The organism is Streptomyces cyaneochromogenes (genome assembly GCF_003963535.1).
Lineage (GTDB): Bacteria > Actinomycetota > Actinomycetes > Streptomycetales > Streptomycetaceae > Streptomyces > Streptomyces shaanxiensis.
On the sequence record NZ_CP034539.1, the window covers coordinates 9,219,088 to 9,245,549 of the forward strand.

23 protein-coding genes are annotated in these 26,462 nt (G+C 71.6%); 17 read left to right on the forward strand and 6 right to left on the reverse strand.

Translation table 11 applies throughout. From position 1 onward, the window contains the following. Window positions 1-11: 11 nt before the first annotated feature. The 8 genes from EJ357_RS41655 to polX all read left to right on the forward strand — a co-directional run bounded on the left by EJ357_RS41655 (window position 12) and on the right by polX (window position 10,199). Entirely contained in the window at window positions 12-1,484 is a 1,473-nt protein-coding gene (locus EJ357_RS41655) for a Y4yA family PLP-dependent enzyme (RefSeq protein WP_126397149.1), read from the forward strand. After that, window positions 1,481-2,800 (forward strand): pyridoxal-phosphate dependent enzyme, encoded by a 1,320-nt coding sequence (locus tag EJ357_RS41660; RefSeq protein ID WP_126397151.1) that lies wholly within the window; start codon window positions 1,481-1,483, stop codon window positions 2,798-2,800. The genes EJ357_RS41655 and EJ357_RS41660 overlap by 4 nt, the downstream gene beginning before the upstream one ends. 5 nt (window positions 2,801-2,805) lie before the next feature. Next, window positions 2,806-4,023 carry an aminotransferase class V-fold PLP-dependent enzyme gene (locus tag EJ357_RS41665; RefSeq protein ID WP_126397153.1) on the forward strand — a complete coding sequence of 406 codons (1,218 nt, stop codon included), beginning with the start codon at window positions 2,806-2,808 and terminating at the stop codon, window positions 4,021-4,023. Between the two features lie 91 nt (window positions 4,024-4,114). Next, entirely contained in the window at window positions 4,115-4,879 is a 765-nt protein-coding gene (locus EJ357_RS41670; RefSeq protein ID WP_126397155.1) for a class I SAM-dependent methyltransferase, read from the forward strand. A 72-nt stretch (window positions 4,880-4,951) separates the two neighbouring features. Next, entirely contained in the window at window positions 4,952-5,728 is a 777-nt protein-coding gene (locus tag EJ357_RS41675; protein WP_126397157.1) for an esterase-like activity of phytase family protein, read from the forward strand. A gap of 136 nt (window positions 5,729-5,864) precedes the next feature. Beyond that, entirely contained in the window at window positions 5,865-6,980 is a 1,116-nt protein-coding gene (locus EJ357_RS41680) for a GNAT family N-acetyltransferase (RefSeq protein ID WP_126397159.1), read from the forward strand. 156 nt (window positions 6,981-7,136) lie between these two features. Next, window positions 7,137-8,372 carry a DegT/DnrJ/EryC1/StrS family aminotransferase gene (locus tag EJ357_RS41685; RefSeq protein WP_126397161.1) on the forward strand — a complete coding sequence of 412 codons (1,236 nt, stop codon included), beginning with the start codon at window positions 7,137-7,139 and terminating at the stop codon, window positions 8,370-8,372. Between the two features lie 69 nt (window positions 8,373-8,441). Beyond that, complete coding sequence (gene polX / locus EJ357_RS41690) at window positions 8,442-10,199, forward strand: DNA polymerase/3'-5' exonuclease PolX (RefSeq protein WP_126397163.1); 1,758 nt, start codon at window positions 8,442-8,444, stop codon at window positions 10,197-10,199. A 25-nt stretch (window positions 10,200-10,224) separates the two neighbouring features. Here the strand turns inward: polX and EJ357_RS41695 are convergent, their stop codons facing one another. After that, window positions 10,225-11,406, reverse strand: a complete 1,182-nt coding sequence (locus EJ357_RS41695) for a flavin-dependent monooxygenase (RefSeq protein WP_126397165.1) — start codon at window positions 11,404-11,406, stop codon at window positions 10,225-10,227. Between the two features lie 298 nt (window positions 11,407-11,704). On the opposite strand from EJ357_RS41695, the gene EJ357_RS41700 reads away from it, so the two are divergent. The 8 genes from EJ357_RS41700 (at window position 11,705) to EJ357_RS41735 (ending at window position 18,824) form a co-directional block, all read left to right on the forward strand. Further along, complete coding sequence (locus tag EJ357_RS41700; protein ID WP_126397167.1) at window positions 11,705-12,820, forward strand: Gfo/Idh/MocA family protein; 1,116 nt, start codon at window positions 11,705-11,707, stop codon at window positions 12,818-12,820. Further along, on the forward strand, window positions 12,817-13,755 hold the full coding sequence (locus tag EJ357_RS41705; protein ID WP_126397169.1) for a DUF6807 domain-containing protein: 939 nt from the start codon (window positions 12,817-12,819) through the stop codon (window positions 13,753-13,755). Before EJ357_RS41700 ends, EJ357_RS41705 begins: the two co-directional genes overlap by 4 nt. Then, the gene (locus EJ357_RS41710) at window positions 13,749-14,501 is read left to right on the forward strand and encodes a cupin domain-containing protein (protein WP_126397171.1); all 753 of its coding nucleotides are present in this window, start codon (window positions 13,749-13,751) and stop codon (window positions 14,499-14,501) included. The genes EJ357_RS41705 and EJ357_RS41710 overlap by 7 nt, the downstream gene beginning before the upstream one ends. Window positions 14,502-14,581: 80 nt before the next feature. After that, complete coding sequence (locus EJ357_RS41715; protein WP_126397173.1) at window positions 14,582-15,865, forward strand: ABC transporter substrate-binding protein; 1,284 nt, start codon at window positions 14,582-14,584, stop codon at window positions 15,863-15,865. Beyond that, window positions 15,862-16,806: a carbohydrate ABC transporter permease gene (locus tag EJ357_RS41720; RefSeq protein ID WP_126397175.1), complete on the forward strand. Its 945-nt coding sequence runs from the start codon at window positions 15,862-15,864 to the stop codon at window positions 16,804-16,806. The genes EJ357_RS41715 and EJ357_RS41720 overlap by 4 nt, the downstream gene beginning before the upstream one ends. After that, window positions 16,803-17,669, forward strand: a complete 867-nt coding sequence (locus tag EJ357_RS41725) for a carbohydrate ABC transporter permease (protein WP_126397177.1) — start codon at window positions 16,803-16,805, stop codon at window positions 17,667-17,669. Before EJ357_RS41720 ends, EJ357_RS41725 begins: the two co-directional genes overlap by 4 nt. Before the next feature lie 5 nt (window positions 17,670-17,674). Next, on the forward strand, window positions 17,675-18,265 hold the full coding sequence (locus EJ357_RS41730; protein ID WP_126397179.1) for a hypothetical protein: 591 nt from the start codon (window positions 17,675-17,677) through the stop codon (window positions 18,263-18,265). Between the two features lie 106 nt (window positions 18,266-18,371). Next, complete coding sequence (locus EJ357_RS41735) at window positions 18,372-18,824, forward strand: phospholipase (protein ID WP_126397181.1); 453 nt, start codon at window positions 18,372-18,374, stop codon at window positions 18,822-18,824. 77 nt (window positions 18,825-18,901) lie between these two features. Here the strand turns inward: EJ357_RS41735 and EJ357_RS41740 are convergent, their stop codons facing one another. Both EJ357_RS41740 and EJ357_RS41745 read right to left on the reverse strand, forming a co-directional pair. Beyond that, entirely contained in the window at window positions 18,902-21,157 is a 2,256-nt protein-coding gene (locus EJ357_RS41740; RefSeq protein ID WP_126397182.1) for a heavy metal translocating P-type ATPase, read from the reverse strand. 66 nt (window positions 21,158-21,223) lie between these two features. Continuing rightward, window positions 21,224-21,439 (reverse strand): heavy-metal-associated domain-containing protein, encoded by a 216-nt coding sequence (locus tag EJ357_RS41745; RefSeq protein WP_126397183.1) that lies wholly within the window; start codon window positions 21,437-21,439, stop codon window positions 21,224-21,226. A gap of 189 nt (window positions 21,440-21,628) precedes the next feature. On the opposite strand from EJ357_RS41745, the gene EJ357_RS41750 reads away from it, so the two are divergent. Further along, window positions 21,629-22,597 (forward strand): hypothetical protein, encoded by a 969-nt coding sequence (locus tag EJ357_RS41750; RefSeq protein ID WP_126397184.1) that lies wholly within the window; start codon window positions 21,629-21,631, stop codon window positions 22,595-22,597. Window positions 22,598-22,646: 49 nt separating this feature from the next. Here EJ357_RS41750 and EJ357_RS41755 read toward each other — a convergent pair whose 3' ends face one another. The 3 genes from EJ357_RS41755 to EJ357_RS41765 are packed head-to-tail and all read right to left on the reverse strand — an operon-like array spanning window position 22,647 to window position 26,390. Next, window positions 22,647-23,720 (reverse strand): FecCD family ABC transporter permease, encoded by a 1,074-nt coding sequence (locus EJ357_RS41755; protein ID WP_228472769.1) that lies wholly within the window; start codon window positions 23,718-23,720, stop codon window positions 22,647-22,649. Further along, window positions 23,717-24,772, reverse strand: a complete 1,056-nt coding sequence (locus EJ357_RS41760) for a FecCD family ABC transporter permease (RefSeq protein WP_126397185.1) — start codon at window positions 24,770-24,772, stop codon at window positions 23,717-23,719. The genes EJ357_RS41755 and EJ357_RS41760 overlap by 4 nt, the downstream gene beginning before the upstream one ends. Continuing rightward, window positions 24,762-26,390: a (2,3-dihydroxybenzoyl)adenylate synthase gene (locus tag EJ357_RS41765; RefSeq protein WP_126397186.1), complete on the reverse strand. Its 1,629-nt coding sequence runs from the start codon at window positions 26,388-26,390 to the stop codon at window positions 24,762-24,764. Before EJ357_RS41765 ends, EJ357_RS41760 begins: the two co-directional genes overlap by 11 nt. Window positions 26,391-26,462 lie beyond the last annotated feature (72 nt).

Genomic DNA, 26,462 nt, shown 5'->3' on the forward strand with positions numbered 1-26,462 from the left:
AGGGGCCGTACATGGGCGGGCAGCCCTTGTATCTCGAACCGCGGCTGGAATTACGGCTGCGCTCATTGCTGGACTCACCGGATCTGCTGCACACGCTCACCGACGCCCTCGGGTCACCGCTGAACCTGGTCGTCCCCGACCAACTCGCCGACAACCTTGAGCAGTTCCGCTCGGTCTACGGCAAGCACCACCTGTCCGGCCAGGTGTTCCTCGCCCACAAGGCCAACCGCTCCAGCGCCCTGCTGCGACGGCTCGCGGCGACGGACGCCGGCGTGGACGTCGCCTCGCTGGGCGAGCTGCAGCACGCCCTCGGCGCCGGCTTCACCCCCGACCGGATCACCGCCACCGGCCCGAAGAACCCGGAATTCCTGTGGCTGGCGGCCCGAGCCTCGGTCACTGTCAGCCTCGACGGCCGCGGCGAACTGGACCAACTCGCCACCCTGGTACGCAAACACGCGCTGCCCAGGGCCCGCATCCTGCTCCGGCTGTCGGGGTTCGAGGCCTCCGGCGTGCGCGTACTGAGCCGCCGCAGCCGATTCGGCACCGCCGTAGGGGAGTTGGACGCACTGCTGGAGGCCGTCGAACGGCACGCCGACGTGGTCGACCTGGTCGGGGTGGCCTACCACCTGGACACCACGAGCTTCACCGAGAAGGCCACGGCACTGGAAGGCTGTCTGCGGGTGCTGGAGGAATGCCGGAGCCGGGGGCTCAGGCCCCGGTCCGTGGACATCGGCGGCGGATTCGGCGCCAACTACCTGGCCGACGGCGGACAGTGGGAGCGGTACACGACCGAACTCACCGAAGCCGTCCTGGGCACCCGCCCGCCCCTGACCTACGGCGGCCACGGCTACGGACTGCGCAGCGAAGGCGGCACCCTGCGCGGCACGCTCGGCCTGTACCCCGCCCACCGTCCGGTCGCCGGCGCCGCCTACCTCGACGAACTGCTCGCGCACCCGGCCGCGTCCCTGGGCGGACGTCCGCTGGCCGCCCTGCTCCTTGAGCACCTGTACGACCTGCACACCGAACCCGGCCGAGCGCTGCTCGACCAGTGCGGACTGACCCTGACGAAGGTGCTGGAGGTACGCGACCAGGAGGCCGACGGTCCTCTTGCCGTACGGCTCGCGGCCAAGGCCGACGACGTGGCGCTGGAGGAACACGGGGTGCTCATGGACCCCGTCGTCGTGCCCCGGGCCCCGGCAGGCGTCGGCACCGTGGCCGAGCCGGTCGCCGTGCACCTCTTCGGCAGCCGATGCCTGGAGTCCGACCTGATCACCCGCCGCACGGTCTTCCTGCCCCGCCGCCCCGAACCGGGTGACCTGCTGGTGTTCGCCAACACGGCCGGCTACTGCATGGACTTCCACGCCACCCGGGCCCAGCACCAGCCCGTCGCGCGCAAGGTCGCCGCCTGGCAGGAGGGAGACACCTGGCGCTGGTGCCTGGACGACCAGTACTGGCCGACCACACCCGTGGGGGGAGCGCAGTGAGGTACGACAGCATCACCGAGGCCATCGGCAACACACCGCTGGTGCGCATCGATCCGGCCGTGCACGGCCTCAGGCACATCGACCTGTACGCCAAGCTGGAACTGCTCAACCCCTTCGGTTCGGTCAAGGACCGGGCCGCCTGGAACATGGCGCGTCCGCACCTGGCCGCCGCGGCCGATCAGGGCGGCCAGGTCGTCGAGCTGTCGAGCGGAAACACCGCCAAGGCCCTGGCCGTCCTCGCGGGCATGCACGGCCTGACCTTCAAGAGCGTCACCAACCGGATGCGCATCCCGGAGATCAAGGACCTGCTGCTGTTGCTCGGTGCGGAGATCGAGGAGCTCCCCGGCCAGAGCGAGTGCCTGGACCCCACCGCCACCGACGACCCGCTCACCCTCTTCCACCGCTCCCTCTCCGAGCCCGACAGCACCTACCTGCACACCGACCAGTACTTCAACTCGCGCAACACCGAAGCCCACTTCACCGGCACCGGCCCGGAGATCGTCAAGGACCTCGAGGGCCGGGCACCGGACTGGTTCATCGCCTGCGTGGGCACCGCCGGCTCCTCCACCGGCGTCGCCCGCGCCCTGCGTGAACACGACCCCGCCGTACGGGTCGCCGGCCTGGTCGCGGCCAAGTCCGACTTCATCCCCGGCATCCGCACCATCGACGAGGCGCACGAGGTGGGGCTGTTCGACCCCGCGACCTACGACACCATCGAGACGGTGAGCGCCGACGAGGCGATCGAGGGGATGCTGACCCTCAACCGCCGCTGCGGCATCCTGGCCGGACCTACCGGAGGGGCCGCCTACTTCGGAGCCATACGCCAACTGCAGGCGGCGGACGCTCAACTGACGGAGCGGCAGTCGGCCGTCTTCATCGTCTGCGACCGGGTCGAGAGTTACCTGAGCTACGTCCGCCGACGGCGCCCCGAGCTCTTCGGCCGTCCGATGCGCAGGAACTCCCCGGCCGACGTGTCGGACGCGGAGACGCGCACGGCACCGGCCATCGGCATCGCCGACGCCCAGGCGTGGATCGGCACCGGAGAGCCGCTCGTGGTCGACCTGCGCAGCCCCTACGCCTACGCCGCCCTGCACATCGACGGATCGGTCAACATCGTGGACGAGCTCTTCGAGGAACTCCTGCACGGCGGGCTGCCGTTCAGTCACAACCGCCCGGTCCTGCTGGCCTGCCCGGTCGGCGAGAAATCCGCCCGCTACGCCGCCCTGCTCACCCGCATGGGACACCCGGACGTCCGCAGTCTCACCGGCGGCATCATCGCCTGGCGCGACGCGGGCGCACCCCTCGTACGGGACTGACCGCCATGACCGTATCCAGGACCGAGACCCAAGTCGGCGCCGCCATCGAGGAGTTGGGGGAGTGGCAGCACGCCCTGCGCGCCCAGTTCCCGATCATCACCGCACACCCGGAACAGGCCTACCTCGACAGCGCGGCCACCGCGCAGAAGCCGCAGGCCGTGCTGGATGCCGTCCACACCTACCTCACCACGACCAACGCCAACGCCGGACGCGGCACCTACCCCTGGGCCAACCGGACCACGGTCCTGGTCGAGCAGGCCCGCGACCGGGTGAAGCGGTTCCTCGGCGATCCCGCCCCGGAGCGCTCGGCCGTGCACTTCACCAGCGGCACCACCGAGGGCCTGCGCACCGTCGCCCGCGACTGGCTGCCGGGGCTCCTCGCCGACGGGGACGAGATCGTCGTCCCGTTCGCCGACCACGAGGCCAACATCGTGCCCTGGCTGGAGGCCCAACAGCACCTGGCCCGCCAGGGCGTCCGCATCCGCGTCCGGCCGATGCCGTACCAGCGGGCGTCCGGCGACTACGACCACACCGCGCTCGCGGAAACGGCCGGTGGACGCACCCGGTTCGTCGCCGCCACCCACGTCCACCACGTGTACGGCGGCGACATGAACATCCACCGCATCCGCCGGGCGGTCGGCCCGGACGCGGTCATCTGCCTGGACGCGGCCCAGAGCATCGGTCATCTGCCGGTGTCCGTGGCCGAGTTGGACGTCGACTTCGTCGTCTTCTCCGGGCACAAGGCCATGGCCCTGCCCGGCACGGGAGCCGTCTGGGCCCGCCGCTCCCGCGGACCGGACTTCGTGCCGGGCGGCTGGTCGGGCACCCCCAACACCGTCGGCATCGCCTCCCTCACCGCCGCCATGAACTGGCTGGACGCCGCCGGCACCGACCGGATCGAGCAGTGGACGGTCGCCCTTGCGTCCCGGCTCACCGACGGGCTGCGCCATCTCGACGCCTACGAGATCCTCGGCTGCCAGACCAGCCTGGCCGCCGACTCGCCGGTACAGCGGCGCCAGGGCATCGTCACCTTCCGGCACCACGCCATCGACTCCTCGGACCTGGGCTTCATCCTCTTCAGCCACGGCTTCATGGTCCGCTCCGACCAGCACTGCCAGGGCCGCGCGGGGGAGCGGACCGGGTCGGTGCGGGTGAGCCCGCACGTCCACAACACCGTCGAGGAGGTCGACCGGCTGCTGGCCGTCCTTGCCACCCTCGGGTGACGGTACCGCCGTTAGAGGGAATGGGAACCGTTTCCACCTGTAAGGTCGGCGCGACAGCGACAGGTGCGAGACGGCAAGGTGGCGCGACCGGATGGGGCTGAGCCTGGCAACGGCGGAGCGGTGGGTGGAGCGCTGGGAACGCCAGCAGCAGCGGTACGCCGTGGACCGTGAGGAGCGGTTCACGGTGATCGCCGACGTCGTCGAGCGGGCCGTGACCGGCAGACCGGCCCGACCGCTGGTCGTGGACCTCGGCTGCGGTCCCGGCTCGCTCGCGGCCCGGCTCGTGCGCAGGCTGCCGGACGCCGACATCGTCGCCGTCGACCGGGACCCCCTGCTGCTTGAGCTGGCCCGCACCCACCACGCGGACGCGGCCCGCTATGTCGACGCGGTCATCGGCGAGGAGGGCTGGACACACGCCCTGCGCCTCGACCGACCCCTGGACGCCGCCGTGTCGACGACGGCACTGCACTACCTGAGCCCCGGCGCCCTGCACCGCACCTACCGGGAGCTCGCGGCACTGCTGCGGCCCGGCGGCGTCCTCGTCAACGGCGACCACTTCCCGCACGACGACACCGCGCTCGCCCGACTCGCCGGATGCGTCGGCCGCCGACACGCCGAACGCGGGCGCGCCCTGGCGCACGAGGACTGGGACTCCTGGTGGACGGCCGCCGCGGCTGACCCCGAGCTGGCCGACCTGCTCGCCGAACGCCGGCGCCGGGAGCCGGCCACGGGGACCGACAGCGCGGCGCGCCTGTCCGTGGCCGCGCACGAACGGCTGCTGCGGCAGGCGGGGTTCGGGCATGCCGGTGTGGTCTGGCAGTACGGCGACAGTCATGTCGTCGTCGCGATCCGCTGACGCGGGCAGCCGCCCGCCGATATCGGACGTTGCGCTCGGCTGTTGTGCAAAACGTCTTGGATCTCCAGGGGCGTGCGTCCCGCACGCGTGCTCTCCGGCGGCCTCAAGGCGGCCGCCCTTCTCGTCGCCGTCAGCGACGACCGCTCCGAGAACGGCAAGGCCCGCTTCTACACCCTGCGACTGCCGCTGCACGGCACCGCGTTCGCCCACGACTGGCCCGAGGTCGAGAGCCTCACCGTGCTCGACGACGTGACCGGTGAGCCGTTCGCCCCCAAGGCCGTCGACCCGGAGGCGATCCGCTGGACGCCGGGGGGCCGAAGCCTGCTGTGGACCAGCGAAGGCGCGGCCAACTCGGGGCAGCCCGCCTTGGTCCGCGAGGCGTCCCCCTCCGGCGCGTACGAGCGGGAACTTCCGCTGCCCGAGTCATACGCGCCGGTCCGGTCGGCCGACGGCAAGCTCGTCGCGGGCGTCCGCAACAACCAGGCGCTGGAGGGCCTCACCCTCACCCCGGACGGCCGAAAGGCCGTCACCGTCACCGAGAACGCCCTCGTCCAGGACGGCCCCGCCGCGAGCCTGACCGCCAAGAGCCCGTCCCGACTGCTGGTGACGGACCGCAGGACGGGCGAGGCGCTCGCCGAGCACGTCTACGAGGTCGACCCGGTCTCGGACGCGCCCACCGCCCCGCTGCCCGCCCCCGTCAACAACGTCGAGGGCATCACCTGGGGGCCTAATCTGCCCGGCGGGTCACGCTCGCTCGTCCTCGTCTCCGACGACAACTTCGGCTTCAACTCGGGCCTCACCAAGTTCCATCTGTTGTCCGTTGGTCGGGGCCTGACCAAGCACAGCTAAAGGATCGCCCCGGCGCCTTGACAGCGTGCGTACAGTTTCGCGACGTTTGAGCCTCGTCACATAGTTCGACATGGGCGTAAATGTGACGAGGCGCCAAAAGCGCGTCTTGGGGGGATTCTGGGGGGAGCGGTTCGCCATGCGATCCACGAGCGCCATCACGATTCACAGACCCGAGGAACTGAACGAGTCGCTTCGCCGGGCGTGGCACCGGGCGATGGACGAGTCACCCGACTACGCCAACCCCTTTCTGGCACCGGAGTTCACGCTGGGCGTGGGCAGGTACCGCGGTGGGGCCCGGGTCGCGGTGCTGCACGAGAACGGGGAGGCCGTCGGCTTCCTGCCGTACGAGCGCAACGCGTACGGCGTCGGCCGGGCCATCGGTTTAGGACTCTCCGACTGCCAGGCGCTGGTGCACCGGCCGGGGGTCACCTGGGACAGCCGGCGACTGCTGCGGGCCTGCGGGCTGTCCGTCTTCGAGTTCGATCACCTCGTCGCGGAGCAGCAGCCGTTCGGCCCGTACGTCACGGGGACGTTCGCCTCTCCCGTGCTCGACCTGAAACCCGGCGAGGGCGACTACCCGGGGTGGCTGCGCGCCACGTACCCGGGGCTCGCCAAGACGACGCTGAAGAAGGAGCGCCGGCTGGCCCGGGACGCGGGCGAGGTGCGGTTCGTGTACGACGAGCGCGACCCGCGCATGCTGCGTACGCTCATGCGGTGGAAGTCCGCCCAGTACCGCAGGACGGGGCGGATGGACCGGTTCGCCAAGCCGTGGATCGTCGACCTGGTGGACCACCTCTTCCAGGTCCGCGAGGAGCACTTCACCGGCATCCTGTCCGTGGTGTACGCCGGTGACCGGCCGGTCGCCGCGCACTTCGGGCCGCGGTCGCGCACCGTGTTCGCGGCCTGGTTCACCGCCTACGACCCCGGGTTCGGCTACTACTCGCCCGGACTGATGATGCACCTGCGGCTGGCCGAGGCCGCCGGCCGGGACGGCGTGACGCTCATGGACATGGGGCGCGGCGCGAAGGAGTACAAGGACTGGCTCAAGACCCGTGAACTGCGGGTGGCCGAAGGGTTTGCGGCCCGCCCGCACCCGGTGGCGGCGGCCCACCGGATGTGGCGCAGACCGGTGCGCGGTCTGAGAAACACGGTCCTGGCCCATCCCAGGCTGCGCGAGCCCGCCGACCGGCTGCTGAAGACCGTCGGCACACTGCGCACCTCATCACCAGGGGTGGGGGCCCGCGCCCGCTGAGCGCGGCCCTTCCTCCCACGCGCCACATACAGGCGTCGTGTCCATGGCCCCTCGCGGTCTCCAACCCCCCGCATCAGCGGCCTCGAACGATGCCCGTGGGCGCGCACGCCCGCACCGGGCGACCCTTCTTCGTACCCTTCCACGGATGAGGTGACCATGCCGTACGGATCGCGGCTCGCCGCGATGATGACACGGCGCATCGGACGCGAATGCGTCTACACGCCCTCGGCCCGACTGGCCCTTTACCTGGCACTGCGACGCTGGTGCCGGCCCGGCGCGCGGGTGCTGATGTCCCCGGTGAACGACGACGTGATCCTCTTCGTCGTCCTCGCGGCCGGACTGCGCCCCGTCCAGGCTCCCGTGTCCCGGTGGGACGGCAACATCGACCCGGCCGCCGTACCGGAGTCGACCTGGCGCGATGTGGACGCCGTCCTGACCACGAACCTGTACGGCCTGCCGGACCGAGTCGTCGAACTGCGCCGCCGCTGCGACCAGTTGGGGATCCCCCTGATCGAGGACGCCGCCCACGCCATCGGCACGCACGTGGACGGGCAGCCCATCGGGACCTTCGGCACGGCGGCCGCGTTCAGCCTGTCCAAGCACGTGGCGGCGATGGCCGGCGGTTTCCTCGTCGTCGAGGACGCGCGCACCCGACGCGAACTGGAGCTGCTGCGCGACGACCTGCTGACCCCGAGGCGCCTGCGCGACGACCTGACCACCACGCTGCGCCCGCTGGCGCGGTCCGCCGTCCGCACCCTCCACCTGGTGCGTCCGGTGTGGCGCACGATGCAGCGCCTGAACCTGCTGGAACGCGACGAGTTCCGCATGGCCCTGCACGCACCCCGCCTCGCCGGCAGCGCACGCCAGGCGCCGAGCCTGACCGCGTACGAGCCCTGGGTCCGGGTCGACCTGCACGGCTTCCGTTCCCGCCACGGGGCCCTGGTCCGGGGCCAGTTGGAGCTGCGGATGGCCCTGCTCGACGGCGACCTCGCCCGGCGCCGGGCCGGAGTCTCCCTGCTGTCGGGCACCACCTGGGCCACCCCCGCCCTGCGCGAGCGGGCGGGCGACGGACCGCCGTCCCTGTTCCGGGTACCGCTGCTGGTCCACGACCGCGACGCACTCCTCGGACGCCTGGTGAACCACGGCGTGGTCGCGGGATACGTCTACGACCCACCGCTCGACGACTACGCGGGCGCCGAGTTCGTCGAACCGTCCCCCGACCCGTCGGCCGCCCGCTGGTTCGCCGCCCACACCCTGCCCGCCGATCCCCTCCTGGCCCGCAGGATCATCAACGCCCTGACGAGGGAACGGGCCGTACCCGCGCACCCGCCCCTCCCGACCACGCCCCTGCTCGACACCACGAGCACGCCCCCCACGCCCCTGGGCCAGTAGCGAACGCATCCGGCAGGCCCGGCGGCGTCGGCCCGCGCCGCCCGGCCCCACCTTGCCTACCCTGGAGAGGTGGCCCGCCCCAACGACGAGGTCGCCGCGCTGCTCCAGGAGTACGCGGACCTGATCTCGATCACCGGAGGAGACGCGTTCAAGGCACGCGTCTACGAGAAGGCCGCCCGGGCGATCGGCGGCCACCATGCCGACGTGTCCAAGCTCGACGTCAAGGGGCTCAAGGAGATCCCCAACGTCGGCAAGTCGATCGCCGAGAAGGTCGTCGAGTACTTCGCGAACGGCAGCGTCTCCGCCGTCGAGGACCTGCGTGCGAAGATCCCCGCCGGGGTCCGGCAGCTGACGGCCATCCCCACGCTCGGCCCGAAGAAGGCCCTGGTCATCTACCAGGAGCTGGGCATCTCCACCACCGAGGAACTGGCCGACGCCATCCACGAGGAGCGGCTGCGCGACCTGAAGGGCTTCGGGCCGAAGACCGAGGAGAACATCCTGCACGGCATCGGCCTGCTGCAGTCCTCCGGCGACCGGGTCCTGATCGACGTCGCCATGAGCCTGGCCGAGGACATCGTCGCCGAGATGTCGCAGGTCACCGGCTGTGAGCGCTGCGCATACGCAGGATCGCTGCGCCGCGTTCGCGAGACGATCGGCGACATCGACATCCTCGTCGCGGCGAAGAAGCCGCAGCCGCTCATGCGCGCCTTCACCGAGCTGCCGTACGTCTCGGAGGTCATCGCGCACGGCGAGAAGAAGACGTCGATCCGCACCACCAAGGGCCTCCAGGTCGACCTGCGGGTCGTACCGCCGGACTCCTGGGGCGCGGCGATGCAGTACTTCACCGGATCGAAGGCGCACAACATCCGCACCCGCGAGATGGCCGTCCACAAGAAGCTCAAGCTCTCCGAGTACGGGCTCTTCGACACCGAGACCGGCGAGAAGATCGTCTCCCGGACCGAGGAGGACGTGTACGCCCGGCTCGGCCTGCCCTGGATCCCGCCCACCCTGCGCGAGGACCGGGGCGAGATCGAGGCCGGGCTGCGCGGAGAGCTGCCCGAGCCGGTCCAGGAGAAGGACATCCGGGGCGATCTGCACACCCACACCGACCTCACCGACGGGCTCGCCCCGCTGGAGGAGATGGTCGCCGCGGCCGCCGAGCGCGGCTACGCCTACTACGCCATCACCGACCACGGCCCCGACATGGCCATGCAGCGCATGACCGACGAGCGCATCCTCGCCCAGCGCGAACGCGTCCGCGAACTCGACGGCGAGTACGGCAGGCGCGGCAAACGGGGCGGCATGCGGGTGCTGCACGGCGCCGAGCTGAACATCGGCCCCGACGGCGACGTGGACTGGACGCCGGAGTTCCTCGACGGATTCGACCTGTGCGTGGCCTCGGTGCACTCGCACTTCAACCAGGGACGCGACGCGCTGACCCGGCGGTTCGTCCGGGCCTGCGAGAACCCGCACGTCAACATCATCGGCCACCCCACCACCCGCCTCATCGGCAAGCGCCCCGCCGTCGACGTCGACCTCGACGCGGTCTTCGCGGCCTGCGCCCGCACCGGCACGGCCCTGGAGATCAACTCCCATCCGGACCGCCTCGACCTGCGCGACGAGGACATCCTGCGGGCCAGGCGGCACGGCGTGAGGTTCGCCGTCGACAGCGACGCCCACGCCGTCATCCACCTGGCCTACCTGCGCTACGGCGTGGGCACGGCCCAGCGTGGCTGGCTCACCAAGGACGACGTGATCAACACCTGGCCGCTGGCCCGGCTGCGGCGCTTCCTGGACAAGACAGGGCACCGGACAGAGGGGGCCTGACAAAGGGGTGCCTGGCAGAGGGTGCCTAGAGGAACGGCGTACCCGGATCCAGCCCGGACAGGACCCGGCCGTAGATCTCCAGATTGGTGGCCGGGTTCACGAACGAATGCAGTGTCAGCGCGTGCAGGTCGCGCACGGCCCGCTGCATCGGCACCTCCCGGTGCAGCGACGACGCCCCGGACGCGGAGCCGAGCAGATCCACGGCTTCCTTGCACAGCCGTGCCACATAGCCGCTCTGTGCCCGGATCCTGGCCCGCTCCTCGGCCGTGTACGGCTCGCCGGACTCCGCCCGCGCCTCGATCAGCGCGACGAAGTCGCTGGTCAGCAGCTCGGCGCAGGAGATCTTCGTGGCCGCCTCGGCCGCCTGCAGATGGGTCACCGTCGCCTCGTTCTGGCGCTGGTGGAAGGTGTACGTGATGCCCCGCCGGTGGCTGCGCTCGGTGAACGCCGACAGGGCCGAGCGGGCCAGGCCGAGCGCGGGCGGCGCCGTCCACGCGCAGAACAGCAGCAGGACCGGCATCCGGTAGTACGGGTCGTCGGCATTGGCCTTCGAGGGGAACTCGCCCGCCAGCAGCGGCCCGACCGGCAGGACCCGGTGAGCGGGCACGAACACGTCCCGGGCCACGACGCTGTTGCTGCCGCTTCCGGCCAGCCCCGACACGTACCAGTCGTCGAGGATCTCCAGCTCGGCCATCGGTACGGCGGTCCACAGCACCTCGGGCGGCCCCTCGCCGGACTCGGACTCGACGCGGACCGTCAGCAGGTGCCAGTCGGCGTCGTGGCAGCCGGTGGCGAAGCCCGATGTGCCGTTGACGACGTAGCCGCCGTCCGTCCGGACCGCCGTCGCGTCCGGCACGAGGGTGCCGCCGACCCGTACATCCGGGCCGGTGAAGATCTCGTCCTGTGCCTCGTCGGGAAACAGGGCGGCGATGTAGGAGCAGCCGGCCTGGATCACCGTCTTGAACGCGGTCGAGCCGCACTCCGCGGCGATCTCGGCCACCGCGTCCACCTGGGTGCGTACCCGGCTCTGGTAGCCGCCGTACCGCCGGGGGACGCACATCCGGTGGATCCCGGCGTCCGAAAGCGCCTTCGCGACCTCGGGCGTCACCCGCCGCTCCTGCTCGGCGCGCAGCGTGTGCTCGCGGATCAGCGGCCGCAGGGATCGTACGCGGGCGACCAAAGCGGCATCGGTGCCGTCTGCTGCCATGAGTGACCTCCCGGGCGCCGAGTCATCACCGTGGCGCGGATCCCGCGCCCTGTCAACGGCCCTTCTGTGACACGGAGTTGAAGCACCGGACAGCGCCGGCCCGCCCGGTGATCTTCGTCCGTTTGAGCGGGCGCCGAGAAGGGGAGCGTGCGGAACGTGTGCCGGGGCCGTGCGGGTCAGGCTTTGGCCATGTAGCCGCAGAGGGGTTGTCCTGACATTCCGTCCCTGCCTAGGGTCACCCTCGAAGTGCAAGCGCTTTCTGATGCGGGCTGTCCGCCGGCCGTCCGAGGAGAACTGCATGTCCCGAAGTCCCGCCCGCCGTCGCGTCGCCGTGATCGGCACCGGCGCCATCGTCAGCGGCAGCCATCTCCCCGCGCTGAGACACCACGCGGACCGCGCGGAGCTGGTCGCCGCCGTCGACGTGGACCAGGCCCGGCTGGACGCCTTCCGGCAGCTCGCCGGGGAGGACGTCGCCGGATACACCTCCACGGACGACATGCTGGACGCCGTACGCCCCGACCTGGTCCTGATCGGCACGCCGCCGTCGCTGCACCGGGAGCAGACGGTCGCCGCGCTCAAGGCGGGCGCCTGGGTGCTGTGCGAGAAGCCGCTGTGCCTGTCGCTCGCCGAGTACGACGACATCGCGGCCGCCGAGGAGGCGTCCGGGGCCTACGCGTCGGTGGTCTTCCAGCACCGCTACGGCTCCGGCGCGGTGCACGCCCGGCAGCTGATCGCGAGCGGTGAACTGGGCGCCCCGCTGGTCGCGCACTGCCAGACGACCTGGCACCGTGACGCCGCGTACTACGCGGTGCCGTGGCGCGGACGGTGGGCCACCGAGGGCGGCGGGCCGACGATGGGGCACGGCATCCACCAGTTCGACCTGCTGCTGCACCTGCTCGGCCCGTGGGCGGAGATCCGGGCCATGGCCGCGCGCCTGGTCCACGACACCGAGAGCGAAGACGTCTCGACGGCCCTGGTGCGGTTCGAGAACGGCGCCCTCGCCACCGTCGTCAACAGCGTGCTCTCCCCGCACGAGGTGAGCCGCATCCGCGTCGACTGCGCCGACGCGACGGTCGAACTCACCCACCTGTACGGCCACCGCAACGACGACTGGGTCTACACCCCGGCCCCGCACGTCCCCTCCGAGCGCGCCACCGCCTGGCGCACCCTCGCGGCCGACCTGCCCAGCTCCCACACGGCACAGCTCGGCACCCTCCTCGACGCCTACGACAACGGTGTCCGCCCGCCCGGCAGCGGCCCCGACGCCCGGGCCACCCTCGACTTCGCCGCCGCCCTCTACAAGGCCGCCTTCACAGGACGCCCCGTGCACGCCGGCGAGATCGAGCCCGGTGACCCCTTCTACCCGGCCATGCACGGCGACCACCCCCACTGGGCCCCCAAGGAGCGCGCATGAGCATCCGCGTCACCCACGCGCACGGCGACCACATCGCGGTCACGGCCGCGAACGGCACCGAGATCCTGCGGTACGTCTACCGCCCCGACCCGGAGGCGTTCGAGTCCCCCAAGCCCTACGCCCACCCCGTGCGCACCCTCGCCGGGCACACCGTGACCGGGTACCGGCCCCAAGACCACCGCTGGCACAAGGGCCTGCAGATGACCGCCAGCCATCTGTCCGGGCAGAACTTCTGGGGCGGCAACTGCTACGTGCACGGCGAGGGTTACCTCCCGCTGCCCGAGCGCGTCGGCTCGATGCGGCACGACGGCTTCGGCGAGTTCACCGTCGAGGACGACCGGCTCACCTTCACCGAGGAGCTCACCTGGGTCGAGAACGGCGGCCAGGAGTGGGCGCGCGAGGTGCGCGGGCTGACCGTCCACTCGGTGGACGAGGACGCCGGCGCCTGGGCCCTGGACTGGTCGATCCGGCTCACCAACCTCCGTGACGAGCCGCTGGCCTTCGGCTCGCCCACCACCGCCGGCCGTGAGATGGCCGGCTACACCGGTCTCCAGTGGCGCGGGCCCCGGGACTTCACCGGAGGCACCGCGTTCGGGCCGGACCTCGACGGGGGAGCGGGCGCGGACGCGGGCAAGCTGATGGGCACGCAGGGACCGTGGCTCGCCTTCACCACCGAGCACGACGACGTCGACGGGCACTCCACGCTCGTCTTCGCGCACGCGCCCGAGAACCTCGACGAGCAGTCAGCGATCCACGAGTCGCACTGGTTCGTGCGCTCCGAGCCCATCCCGACGGTGGCGTTCTCCTGGGCGTTCTTCGAGGAGTTCGAGCTGCCGCCCGGCGAGTCCTTCGCGTACCGCTACCGGGTGGTCTTCGCCGACGGGGTGTGGGACCGGGAGCGGGTGGCCGCTCACCTGGAGGGGCTGCCGTGGTGAAGCCCAGCCTCCCGCAGCCACTGCCGGGCGCCGTCGGCCTGTCCCACCTCAGCGCCTACGACTGGGAGGCCGCCGACGGCGTGTGCGGCGGCAGTCCGCATCTGCACCTGGTGTGCACGGAGGCGTACGTCGTCACCGGCGGCCGGGGCGCGGTGCAGACGCTGAGCCCCGACGGCTACCGGGACATCCCCCTGGAGCCGGGCTCCGTCGCCTGGTTCACGCCGGGGACCGTGCACCGTATGGTCCAGGGCGGCGATCTGCGCATCACCGTCCTGATGCAGAACGGCGGGCTGCCGGAGGCCGGGGACGCCGTGTTCACGTTCCCGCCCGAGGTGCTGGCGGATCCGGACAGGTACGCCGCCGCGGCCACGCTGCCGCCCGGCACCGGCCCGCAGACCGCGGCTGCCGCGCGTCGCCGCAGGGACCTCGCCGTCGAGGGCTACCTCGCCCTGCGCGAGGCGCTCGTCGCCGGGGACGACGGCCGGTACGCCGAGTTCCAGCGCGCGGCCGCCCGGCTCGTGCGGGCCAAGGTGCCGAACTGGCGGGAGCTGTGGCGGGCGGGCGCGCTGGCCACGGCCGAGCGCACGGGCGCACAGCTGGACGCGCTGGAGGCGGGCGAGCCGGCGTACCTCGCCGACGCGACCGCGTACGAGGCCGCGCCCACCCGCCTCGGCGGGTTCGGGATGTGCGGTCGCCGGGACGAGTACAACCTGCCCGGCACGACGCTGCCGTACGGCGGCGAGTAACCGGCCGAGGGGGCCTGGGAAGGCAAGGGGCCGAGGGGGGCCAAACAGAAAAGCCCGAGGAGAGGAGAGGTGACCTCGGCATGCCCGGACACAGGACAAAGGGGTTCTGCGCGTCGGTCGTCGCACTCGTGCTCTGCACGATGTCGGCCGGCTGCGGGGGATCCGGGGAGTCGGTCGGCGGCGGCAAGGTCGTGCTGCGCTACACCTGGTGGGGCAACCCCGACCGAGCGGAACGCACCGAGCAGGCCGTCGCCCTGTTCGAGAAACAGCACCCGGACATCCGGGTGCAGACGTCGTTCTCGGCCTACGAGGCCTACAAACAGAAGCTCGCCACCCAGGCCGCGGGCGGCGACGCCCCTGACGTGATGCAGCTCGACTACCGCCAGATCGACCAGTACGCCTCCGGCGGTGTCCTGCTCGACCTCGCGAAGCAGAAGGCCGTACTGCGCACGAATGAGATCGACCCGGGGCTCCTCGCCACCGGCCGGCTCGACGACACGCAGTACGCGATTCCCCAGGGACGCGGCACCGAGACGGTCGCCTACGACGTCAAGACGTGGAAGGAATCAGGCGTACCGCTGCCGGGCAGCGGCTGGACCTGGAGCGAGTGGGCCGACACCATGCGCGCGCTGGCGCAGAAGACCGGCAAGCCCGGCGCCACCGACCCCGGCCAGAGCGAGGACTGCTTCGAGGTCTGGCTGCGTGGGCAGGGCAAGTCCCTCTACACGAAGGACGGCGGGCTCGGCTTCACCTCCGACGACCTGACCCGCTGGTGGACGTTCACCGACGAGCTCCGGCGCGAGGGCGCCGTCTCACCCGCCGAGCAGACCACCCAGCTCGACGGCTCCGTCGAGAACACCCCGCTCGGGCGCGGAGAGGCCACGGCCGACTCCAACTGGGACGCCCCGGCCAGCGGTTTCCTCGCCCTGATCCCCGGCGGCGTGGCGCTCGCGCCGATGCCCTCCGGCGAGGACGGCACCCCCGGCCAGTACTTCAAGCCGTCGATGTTCCTCGGCGTCGGGGCGGGCACCGGCCACCCGAAGGAGGCGGCCCAGCTCGTCGACTTCCTCATCAACGACGAACAGGCGGCGAAGATCCTCGGCGCCACCCGAGGCATCCCCGTCAACGAGGCCGTACGCAAGGAGATCGAGCCGCGGCTCAAGGACTTCGACAAGACGATCGCCACGTACCAGTCCTCCCTCGAGGGCACCCTCAACGACCCGCCACAGGCCCCGCCCTCGGGCGACAACGCCCTGCAGACCACCTTCCAGCGCGACTACGACCAGGTGTCGTACGAGCGCATGTCGCCGCGCGAGGCGGCCGAGAACTACGTCACCGAGGCGAAGGCGGAGCTGAGGTCATGACCACCACCGACATATCCGCGCCCGCCGCCAGGAAGCCGGGATCCACCACCGTCCCGAAGCGCCGCCCCAAGCGCGAACGCCAGGGCCCCGCCTGGGTGTTCCTGTCCCCGTGGGTGCTCGGCGCGATCGTTCTGACGCTGCTGCCGATGGCCGTGTCGCTGTACCTGTCCTTCACGGACTACGACCTGTTCAACCCGCCGCGCTGGGTGGGCCTGCGCAACTACGTCCAGATGTTCACCGAGGACCCGCGCTACTGGCGTTCGGTGGCGACCACGCTGACGTACGTCGTCATCGCCGTGCCGCTGCAACTCGCGCTCGCCCTCGTCGTCGCGATCGCTCTGAAGTCCATGAAACGCGGCAAGGGCTTCTACCGGTCGGCCTTCTACGCCCCTTCGCTGCTCGGCGCGTCGATGTCCATCGCCCTCGTCTGGCGCGCGGTCTTCAACGACGGCGGCACGGTGGACAACCTGTTCGGCACCGGCGGCTGGGTCAACAAGCCGGGCTGGGCGCTGCTCGCCGTGGCCCTGCTGACGGTGTGGCAGTTCGGGGCGCCGATGGTCATCTTCCTCGCGGGACTCCAGCAGATCCCCGGCGAGTTGTACGAGGCGGCGGCCGTGGACGGGGCCGGGAAGTGGCGGCAATTCGTGTCCGTCACCGTGCCCATGCTGTCCCCGGTCCTGTTCTTCAACCTCGTCCTCCAGACCATCCAGGCCTTCCAGGTCTTCACGCCCGCCTTCGCGATCGGCGCCGGCAAGGGCGGTCCGGCCGACTCGACCCTCGTCTACACCCTCTACCTCTACGACCGAGGCTTCGTGGCCTCCCACATGGGCTACGCCTCCGCCATGGCCTGGGTGCTGCTGATCGTCATCGGCGCCGTCACCGCGGTGCTGTTCCGCACCTCGCGCTCCTGGGTCTTCTACGCCTCCGAGGGGGACCGATGACCTCCGTCTCGACCGAGGCCGCGCGCAGGCCCGTTGCCTGGCGCCGGATCGCCCTGCACACCGGCTGCCTCGCCGCGCTGCTGGTCATGCTGTACCCGCTGGCGTGGCTGCTGGCCACCTCGCTCAAGCCCGCGGACGAGGTCATCGCCAGCCTCGACCTGCTGCCCGGCCACCTGGAGTGGTCCAACTACAAGGCGGCTTTCGAGGGCGTCAACGACGTGTCCATCTGGCGGCTGCTGAGCAACTCGCTGCTGATCGCCGGTGGCGCGGTCCTCGGCAACGTGATCAGCTGCTCGCTCGCGGCGTACGCCTTCGCTCGCCTGCGGTTCCGCCTGCGCGGACCGCTGTTCGCCTTCATGATCGCCACGATCATGCTGCCGCACCACGCTGTGCTGATCCCGCAGTACATCATCTTCAACCAGCTCGGCCTGGTGAACACGTACTGGCCGCTGATCCTGCCGAAGTTCCTGGCGACGGAAGCCTTCTTCGTCTTCCTCATCGTCCAGTTCATGCGCGGCCTGCCACGTGAGCTGGAGGAGGCGGCCCGCATCGACGGCTGCGGCCCCTTCCGCAGCTTCTTCCTGGTCGTGCTGCCGCTCACCCGCCCCGCCCTGATCACCACGGCGATCTTCACCTTCATCTGGACCTGGAACGACTTCTTCACCCAGCTCATCTATCTTTTCGACCCGGACAAGTTCACGCTCACGCTCGCTCTGCGCTCCTTCGTGGACGCCTCCAGCACCTCGGCGTTCGGCCCCATGTTCGCGATGTCCGTGATAGCGCTGCTGCCGATCGTGCTGTTCTTCCTCGCCTTCCAGCGGCTGTTGGTGGAGGGCATGGCCAACTCCGGGATCAAGGGGTGAGAGACATGGCGACGCGTGAACCGGGCGAGGTCTTCGGGCCCCGGACGACCCTCTTCGCCGACGTGCTGAGCGTGGGCCTTGCCACCTCCCTGGCCTGCCTTCCGTTGGTGACGGTCCCGGCCGCGCTGTCGAGCGCGTGCGCGGTGCTGCGCGGCGCCGGGGAGGGGCGACCCGCCACCGCCGGACGGTACGTGGCGGTACTACGGCGACGGCTGCGGGCCGGTGACCTCACGGCCGGCGTGCTCGCCCTGGCGGGTGCGCTGCTGCTCGTCACGGACCTGGCGTTGGCCCAGGTCGGGATCCCCGGGGCGCCGCTGTTCGCGGTGGTGGCCGCCGCGATCGGCGCGGGCGCGCTGGTGGTGGGCCTGAGGGCGTGTGCCCGCCCCGAGTCCCTCACCGACTGGCGGGCGGCCCTGCGTGGGGCCGCCCTGGACGCCGTACGGGATGTGGGGGGTTCCGGTCTGGTCCTGCTCGCGGCGGCCACGGCCACGCTGTGCGCGTGGATGCTGCTGCCGCTCGCCTTCCTGGCACCGGGTCCGTTGGCGCTGGCGCTCACCGCCGTTCATGTCCGACTGGCGGGGGCATCCAGGAGTTAATGGTCCATTGGGCAACTTGCAGGTGTGAAAGGGCAGTTGCGGTGTGAATCATCTTGTCATGAACCTGCGGCCCGACGGGCGGGCCGCGGTCTCATGGAGGTGTGCAATGCACCGCAGACTCGCCACCGCACTTGGCGCATCGTCCCTGGCCCTGATCACCGTCCTCGGCACCGCCGCGGCCGCGGAGGCCGCTCCCGCCGACAAGCCCCAGGTCCTCTCGAGCTGGACGCAGACCAGCGCGTCCAGCTACAACGCGTGGGCCGCCGCCCGGGCGAACCAGTCCGCTTGGAGCGCCTACGCGTTCGACTGGTCCACCGACTACTGTTCCTCCTCCCCGGACAACCCCTTCGGCTTCCCCTTCCAGATGTCCTGCGCCCGCCACGACTTCGGCTACCGCAACTACAAGGCGCTGGGCACGTTCAGCGCCAACAAGTCACGGATCGACAGCGCCTTCTACGAGGACCTCAAGCGGGTGTGCGCCGGATACGGCGGCGCGACGAAGGCCGCCTGCAACAGCACGGCATGGACGTACTACCAGGCCGTGAAGGCCTTCGGCTGACAGGCTGACAGGCTGACAGGCCGTCACACGACTGAGGGCGCCGCGTGTGCGGCGCCCTCCTTGTCATCTGCGGGGAATCAGTCCGTCGTCCGGAACGAGCGCAGCCGCAGCGAGTTGCCGACGACGAAGACCGACGAGAAGGCCATCGCCGCGCCGGCGATCATCGGGTTGAGCAGCCCGGCCGCGGCGAGCGGCAGGGCGGCGACGTTGTAGGCGAAGGCCCAGAACAGGTTGGACCGGATGGTGCCGAGCGTCCTGCGGGAGAGCCGGATGGCGTCGGCGGCGGCGCGCAGGTCGCCACGGACCAGGGTGAGGTCGCCGGCCTCGATCGCGGCGTCCGTGCCGGTGCCCATCGCCAGCCCGAGGTCGGCCTGTGCCAGGGCGGCCGCGTCGTTGACGCCGTCGCCGACCATCGCGACCGAACGGCCCTCGCCCTGCAGCCGCTTGACCACGTCGGCCTTGTCCTGCGGCAGCACCTCGGCGATGACGTCCTCGGGCGCGATCCCGACCTCGCGGGCGACGGCCAGGGCGACGGCCTTGTTGTCGCCGGTCAGCAGGATCGGGGTCAGGCCGAGGGCACGCAGCCGCCGGATCGCCTCCGGACTGGTGTCCTTGACCGCGTCGGCGACCTCCAGGACCGCCCGCGCCTCGCCGTCCCAGGCGACCGCGACGGCCGTACGGCCGGACGCCTCGGCCTCGGACTTGGCGCGCGCGAGGTCCTCCGGCAGCTCCATGGCCCACTCTTCGAGCAGCCGCTCCCGGCCCACGAGCACCGCATGGCCCTCGACGATGCCCTGCACTCCGAACCCGGGCACGTTCGCGAAGTCCTCCGGCGTGGGCAGCGACCCCAGCTTCTCCAGCGCGCCCTCGGCCACGGCACGGGCGATCGGGTGCTCGGAGGCGTGCTCCAACGCGCCCGCGAGCCGCAGGACTTCGGCTTCGTCGGCGTCGCCGGCGGTGTGCACGGCCAGCAGCGTCATCCGGCCGGTCGTCACGGTGCCCGTCTTGTCGAGGACGATCGTGTCGACCTTGCGCGTGGACTCCAGGACCTCCGGACCCTTGATGAGGATGCCGAGCTGCGCGCCCCGTCCGGTGCCCACCATCAGCGCGGTCGGCGTGGCCAGGCCCAGGGCGCACGGGCAGGCGATGATCAGGACGGCGACCGCGGCGGTGAAGGCGGCGGCCACCCCGGCGCCGTTGCCGAGCCAGAAGCCGAGGGTGCCGAGCGCGAGGGCGATGACGATCGGTACGAAGACCGCGGAGATCCGGTCCGCGAGCCGTTGCGCCGCGGCCTTGCCGTTCTGCGCGTCCTCCACCAGCTTGGCCATCCGGGCGAGTTGGGTGTCGGCGCCCACCCGGGTGGCCTCGACGACGAGACGGCCGCCCGCGTTGATCGTGGCACCGGTGACCGGGTCGCCCTCGGCGACCTCGACCGGCACGGACTCGCCGGTGAGCATCGAGGCGTCCACCGCCGACGAGCCCTCGACGACCGTGCCGTCGGTGGCGATCTTCTCGCCGGGACGTACGAGGAAACGGTCACCGACCTGCAACTCGGATATGGGGATGGTCTGTTCGGCGCCGCCGCCGCGCAGGACGGTGACGTCCTTGGCGCCCAGCTCCAGCAGCGCCTTGAGCGCCGCGCCGGCCTTGCGCTTGGAACGGGCCTCGAAGTAGCGGCCGGCCAGGATGAAGGCGGTTACTCCGGCCGCCGCCTCCAGGTATATGTTGCCGGCGCCGTCGCTGCGGGCGATGGTCAGCTCGAAGGGGTGGGTCATGCCCGGCTCGCCCGCGGTGCCGAGGAACAGGGCCCACAGGGACCACAGGAACGCGGCCGACGTACCGACCGAGATCAGGGTGTCCATGGTGGCCGCGCCGTGCCGCAGATTGGTGAACGCCGCCCTGTGGAAGGGCCATGCGGCATACGTCACGACCGGCGCCGCCAGGGTCAGGGACAGCCACTGCCAGTACTCGAACTGCAGGGCCGGGACCATGGCCATCGCGATCACGGGCACGGCAAGCGTCACGGCGGTGATCAACCGCTCCCGCAGCGGCCGCAGTTCATCGTGCTTGTCGGCGCTTGCGGCCACCTCGGGCACGGGCGGTGCGGGCTCCTGCGCGGTGTACCCGGTCGCCTCGACGGTGGCGATCAGGTCCTGGACGGAGACCTCGCCGCCGTAGCTGACCTTCGCCTTCTCGGTGGCGTAGTTGACGGTGGCGGTCACCCCGTCCATGCGGTTCAGCTTCTTCTCGATGCGCGCCGCGCACGAGGCGCAGGTCATGCCGCCGATGGCGAGCTCTACCTCGGTCGTCGGGTCGGACGCGGTGGTGGTCATCACTGCTCCTGGTGCGGGGTGCGGGCGGAGCCCGGTGCGGCCGGGCCCCGGCGGTCGGGGTGCGGGTCAGGCCGCGCGGCCGGTGAGCTCGTAGCCGGCCTCGTCGACGACCTCGGCGATCAGGGTGTCGTCGGGCTCGGTGGCGCTGGTGACGGTGACCTGGCCGGTCGCGAGATCGACGCCGACCTCGGTGACGCCGTCCAGCTCGCCGATGACCTTGGTGAGCGTGGCCTTGCAGTGGGCGCAGCTCATGCCGGAGACGGCGTAGGTGGTGGTGGACATGGGGGCCTCCTGGGGTGCGGGGTCGTGATCGACCGGGGTACGGGGTGGGGGTATCCTTGCCGGTGTCCATATATACCCCTGGGGGGTACGGACGGCAAGTGTTGTTCTGCATTGACTTTATACCCCCTGGGGGTATGGTGAAATGCATCGAAGGACCATACCGAGGCATCTGACCCGCAGGAGACCGCCATGAATGCCGGACTGAGGATCACCGCGTTCGCCGCCGCACTGGCCGCGACCTTCGGCACCGCCTATGGCGTGGGCCAGGGCCTCGACCCCGTCGTCGAGGAGCCCGCGCGCGCGGCCCACGACAGCCACCGCGAGGCGTCACAGGCGCCGGCATCGGACGGCGACGGCGGTCACGGCGGCCACGAGACGCGGCCGGCCGGCGGGCTGGAGATGTCCGCGGGTGGCTACACCCTTGACCTGAAGACCCCCGGCGTCACCGCCGGTACCCGCTCCGACCTGCGCTTCGTCATCCGCGACAGCGCCGGCCGCGCCGTCACCGCCTATGAGCGCGAGCACGAGAAGGAACTGCACCTCATCGTGGCCTCACGGGATCTCGTCACCTACCGCCATCTGCACCCCACCCGCGCCGCCGACGGCACCTGGAGCATCCCCGTCGAACTGCCCCGCGCCGGCGATTACCGCGTCTTCGCCGACTTCACCCCGGCGAAGAAGGGCGCGGAGAACCTCACCCTCGGCGCGGACCTGGCGGCGTCGGGCTCCTACCGGCCGCAGCAGCTGCCCGCCCCGGACACGACGGCGAGGATCCACGGCTACGAGGTCCGGCTGGACGGCGCCCTGCGTCCGGGCAAGGCGAGCGAGCTGAAGCTGAAGGTCTCGCGCGACGGCCGCCCGGTGACCGACCTCCAGCCCTACCTCGGCGCCTACGGCCACCTGGTCGCCCTGCGCTCCGGCGACCTCGCCTACCTCCATGTCCACCCAAACGGCGAACCCGGCGACGGCAGGACGAAGGCAGGACCGGAGATCTCCTTCACCGCCACCGCGCCGAGCAGCGGCGCCTACCGGCTGTTCCTCGACTTCAGGCACGACGGCGAGGTGCACACCGCGGCGTTCACGGTCCGGGCCGGGACGGCGGTGGCCGCCTCGCAGGTGCCCGCGCACGAGGATGGGGCCGAGGGGCATGGGCACTGACGCGGGGGCGGAGGGGCTGGGGTGCGGAGGAGTACGGGTACCGGGGCGGTCAGATCCGCCCCTCCCGTCGCTGTCGGCGCAGCAGCAGCCCGAGGTACACCCCGCCGACGACCGCGGTCACCACACCGACCGGCAGTTGGGCGGTCTCGTGGATGCGCTGGGACGCGAAGTCCGCCGTCACCATGAGGAAGGCGCCGGTGCAGGTGGCCGCGAGCAGGTTGGGGCCGGGGGCCCGGGTGAGCCGGCGGGCCAGCTGCGGGGCGATGAGGGCCACGAAGGGGATGGGGCCGGCGGCGGCGGTGGCCACGGCACAGGCCGCGGTGGCCAGCACCAGCAGCACCAGCCGGGAGCGCTGGACGGACACTCCGAGGCCGCCCGCCACGTCGTCCCCCATCTCCATGATCTTCAGCCTGCTCGCGATGAGCGCCACCAGGGGCAGCACGACGAGCAGGCCGAGGGCGGCCGGGCGGGCGTCCGCCCAACTGCGCCCGTTGAGGCTGCCGTTGAGCCACACCATCGCCTGCGCGGCCTGGGTGAAGCGGGCCTTGGCCAGCAGATAGGCGTTCACCCCCTGGAGCAGCGCGCTCACGCCGATGCCGACGAGCACCAGCCGGAAGCCGTGCACGCCCTGCCGCCACGCGAGCACGTACACGAGGACTGCGGTGGCGAGGCCTCCGACCACCGCGCCGACGGCGATCTGCCCGCCGGTGCCGCCGATGAGCAGGACGACCAGCAGGCCCCCGGTGGCCGAGCCGTAGGTGAAGCCCACGATGTCGGGGCTGCCCAGCGGATTGCGGGTCAGGCTCTGGAAGAGGGCACCGCTCAGGCCGAGCGCGGCGCCGACCAGGATGCCGGTCAGCAGCCTGGGCAGCCGGAGGTCGTTGATGACGAAGTCGGTGCGCGGGCTGCCGTTGCCCAGCAGCGTGCGGACCACGTCCGCCGGGGAGATCGTGTACTCGCCGGTGCCGAGCGCGAGGACGCCGACCGCGGCGGTGGCGGCGAGCACCAGCACGCAGACCGTCACCGCGCGCACGTCCACCCGCAGGGAGAAACGGTGCGAGCGGCTGCGTACGACATGCGAACGAGTGCGCGCACCGGTGCGGGCCGGCGCCTGGGCCGTCATCCGGTCACCGCCCTGCGGTAGCGGACGAGGGCGATGAACACCGGAGCGCCGACCACCGCCGTCACCACGCCCGCGTCGAGTTCGTCGGGGCGTACGGCGACCCGGCCGAGGACGTCCGCGAAGAGCAGCAGGGCGGGCGCGAGGAGCAGGGACAGCGGCAGCGTCCAGCGCTGGTCGGCACCGACGATCATGCGGGCGATGTGCGGGACGGCGAGGCCGACGAAGACGAGCGGTCCGACGGCCGAGGTCGCCGCGCCGCACAGCACCGTCATGGCCGCCAGGCCCAGGAAGCGGGTCCGGTCCACCTGCGCGCCCAGCGCCCGGGCGCCGTCGTCGCCCAGCGCGAGCGCGTTCAGCGGCCGGACCAGCGCGAGGGCGAGCAACAGGCCCACCACGACGAACGGCGTGATCGTCGTCAGCGTCTCGCTGTTGGCCCGGGCCAGCGACCCCACGCTCCAGAACCGCAGTTGGTCCAGCGCCTGGGCGTCGAGCAGCATCAGCGTCTGGCTGATGCCGGTGAACACGGCGGCGATCACCGCACCGCCGAGTGCGAGCCGCTCCGGCGTCGCGCCGCCGCGACCGCCCGAGGCCAGCGAGTACACCAGCAGACCGGCCACGACCGCGCCCACCATGGCGAACCACACCGACGCCCACAGGCTCGTGATGCCGAGAACCGTGATGGACAGCACGACTCCGGTGGCGGCGCCCGCGTTGATGCCGAGCAGTCCGGGATCGGCCAGCGGATTGCGGGTGAGCGCCTGGATGAGCGCGCCCGCGACACCGAGCGCGGCACCGGCCGCGACGCCCGCCAGGGTGCGCGGCACGCGGACGTCCCAGATCACCGAGGCCGCGGTCGAGCCGTCGTCGTGGAGCAGCGCGTCGACCACGACGGCCGGCGGCAGTGCGCGCGAGCCGATCGCGAGGCTGAGCATGGCGGCGAGGAGCAGGAGAAGCAGGGCGCCGAGCACGGCCAGCGAGCGGGTCGAGTTGCGGCGCCTGGGGGAGCGCTTGTCGGTCTGTACGGGAGGGGCCGTTCCGGCCTCAGTCGCCACCAATGCCCTCCGCGCGGAGGCGTTCGGCGATCAGCCGGCCGAGCGCCTTCTTGTCGATCTTGCCTACCGAGGTCCGGGGGAAGGTCTCGATGACCTCCACCCGGTCGGGGAGCTTATACGCGGCGACCCCCCGCTCGGTGAGAAAAGCGGCCAACTCCCGCTGGCCCGGGGCCTGTCCGCGCGGGACGAGGTAGGCGCAGGTGCGCTCGCCCATCGTCTCGTCGGGCATGCCGACCACCGCCGCGTCGTGCACGGCCGGGTGGGCGAGGATGTGGTTCTCCAGCTCCTCGGCCGAGATCTTGTCGCCGCCCCGGTTGATCTGGTCCTTGGCCCGGCCCTCGACGACGAGATGCCCGGAGGGCAGGATCCGGACCAGGTCGCCGGTGCGGTAGTAGCCGTCGGTGGTGAAGGCGCGGGCGTTGTGCTCGGCGGCGCGGTAGTAGCCGCGCAGGGTGTAGGGGCCGCGGGTGAGCAACTCGCCGCTCTCGCCGGGCGGTACGTCACGGTCGTCCTCGTCGACGACGCGCACCTCGTCGGCGGGGGACATCGGGCGGCCCTGGGTGCCGATCACCAGCTCGGGCGGATCGTCGAGCCGGGTGTAGTTGAGCAGGCCCTCGGCCATGCCGAACACCTGCTGGAGCGTGCAGCCGAGGGCCGGTTCGACCCGGGCGGCGGGCTCGGCGCCCAGCTTCGAGCCGCCGACCTGAAGCAGGCTCAGTGAGGAGAGATCGGCCTCCTCCCACTCCACCGCGTCCAGCCACAGCAGCGCGATCGGCGGGACCACGGCGGTGGCGGTGACCTTCTCCCGCTCGACGAGCGCGAACGCGTCCTCGGGGCTCGGCGTGGGGGAGAGCACGACGGTGCCGCCCGCCATCAGTGTGCCGAGCAGACCGGGGCAGGCCAGTGCGAAGTTGTGCGCGGTCGGCAGCACCACCAGATAGACGGTGTCGCCGTCGAAGCCGCACACCTCGGCGCTCGCGCGGACGTTGTACGCGTAGTCGTCGTGGGTGCGCGGGATGAGCTTCGGCTTGCCGGTCGTGCCGCCGGACAGCAGCAGTACGGCCACGTCGCCGGGGTCGGCCTCGGGCAGCGGGACCGGGTCGGCGTCGACGTCGGCGAGCGCGGTGAACTCCGCGGCGTCGCCCGCCACCAGGACGTGCTCGATACCGGGCACGGCCTTGCGCGCGGCCCGCGCGAGCGCGCGGTGGTCGAAGCCGTCGTGCAGGTCGGGGATGGCGTAGGCCGTGGCGCCGGACACCTCGGCGACATGCACGATCTCGCTCTCGCGGTGCGCAGGCAGGGTCAGCACGGGTATCGCGCCCGCCCTCAGCAGTGCGAAGAAGAGCACCACGAAGGCGCCGGTGTTGGGCAGTTGGACCACGACGCGGTCGCCATCACCGATGCCGAGCCGGCGCAGCCCCGCCGCCATGCGGTCGGCGCGCAGGTCCAGTTCGGCGTACGTCCACCGGTTTCCGTCGGCGTCGACGAGCGCGGTACGGCTCGGTCCCCGCTCGGCGCTCTCCCTCAGCAGCCGGTCCAGCGGCCGGCCTTCCCAGTAACCCTCTTCGCGGTACTTCGCGGCCAACGGCTTTGGCCAGGGCACCCAACCGTCGAGCATCCTCAACTCCCGCCTGCTGTTTAGGAAAGGCTTGCCTAAGGAATTCACGGGGTCAAGCCTGGAGGTGTGATC

Coding starts and splice junctions, on each gene's coding strand:
- EJ357_RS41655 (WP_126397149.1), top strand. CDS start 12: ATGGGCGGGCAGCCCTTGTATCTCGAACCGCGGCTGGAATTACGGCTG.
- EJ357_RS41665 (WP_126397153.1), top strand. CDS start 2,806: ATGACCGTATCCAGGACCGAGACCCAAGTCGGCGCCGCCATCGAGGAG.
- EJ357_RS41670 (WP_126397155.1), top strand. CDS start 4,115: ATGGGGCTGAGCCTGGCAACGGCGGAGCGGTGGGTGGAGCGCTGGGAA.
- EJ357_RS41680 (WP_126397159.1), top strand. CDS start 5,865: ATGCGATCCACGAGCGCCATCACGATTCACAGACCCGAGGAACTGAAC.
- EJ357_RS41685 (WP_126397161.1), top strand. CDS start 7,137: ATGCCGTACGGATCGCGGCTCGCCGCGATGATGACACGGCGCATCGGA.
- EJ357_RS41695 (WP_126397165.1), bottom strand. CDS start 11,406: ATGGCAGCAGACGGCACCGATGCCGCTTTGGTCGCCCGCGTACGATCC.
- EJ357_RS41700 (WP_126397167.1), top strand. CDS start 11,705: ATGTCCCGAAGTCCCGCCCGCCGTCGCGTCGCCGTGATCGGCACCGGC.
- EJ357_RS41705 (WP_126397169.1), top strand. CDS start 12,817: ATGAGCATCCGCGTCACCCACGCGCACGGCGACCACATCGCGGTCACG.
- EJ357_RS41715 (WP_126397173.1), top strand. CDS start 14,582: ATGCCCGGACACAGGACAAAGGGGTTCTGCGCGTCGGTCGTCGCACTC.
- EJ357_RS41720 (WP_126397175.1), top strand. CDS start 15,862: ATGACCACCACCGACATATCCGCGCCCGCCGCCAGGAAGCCGGGATCC.
- EJ357_RS41725 (WP_126397177.1), top strand. CDS start 16,803: ATGACCTCCGTCTCGACCGAGGCCGCGCGCAGGCCCGTTGCCTGGCGC.
- EJ357_RS41730 (WP_126397179.1), top strand. CDS start 17,675: ATGGCGACGCGTGAACCGGGCGAGGTCTTCGGGCCCCGGACGACCCTC.
- EJ357_RS41735 (WP_126397181.1), top strand. CDS start 18,372: ATGCACCGCAGACTCGCCACCGCACTTGGCGCATCGTCCCTGGCCCTG.
- EJ357_RS41740 (WP_126397182.1), bottom strand. CDS start 21,157: ATGACCACCACCGCGTCCGACCCGACGACCGAGGTAGAGCTCGCCATC.
- EJ357_RS41745 (WP_126397183.1), bottom strand. CDS start 21,439: ATGTCCACCACCACCTACGCCGTCTCCGGCATGAGCTGCGCCCACTGC.
- EJ357_RS41750 (WP_126397184.1), top strand. CDS start 21,629: ATGAATGCCGGACTGAGGATCACCGCGTTCGCCGCCGCACTGGCCGCG.
- EJ357_RS41755 (WP_228472769.1), bottom strand. CDS start 23,720: ATGACGGCCCAGGCGCCGGCCCGCACCGGTGCGCGCACTCGTTCGCAT.
- EJ357_RS41765 (WP_126397186.1), bottom strand. CDS start 26,390: ATGCTCGACGGTTGGGTGCCCTGGCCAAAGCCGTTGGCCGCGAAGTAC.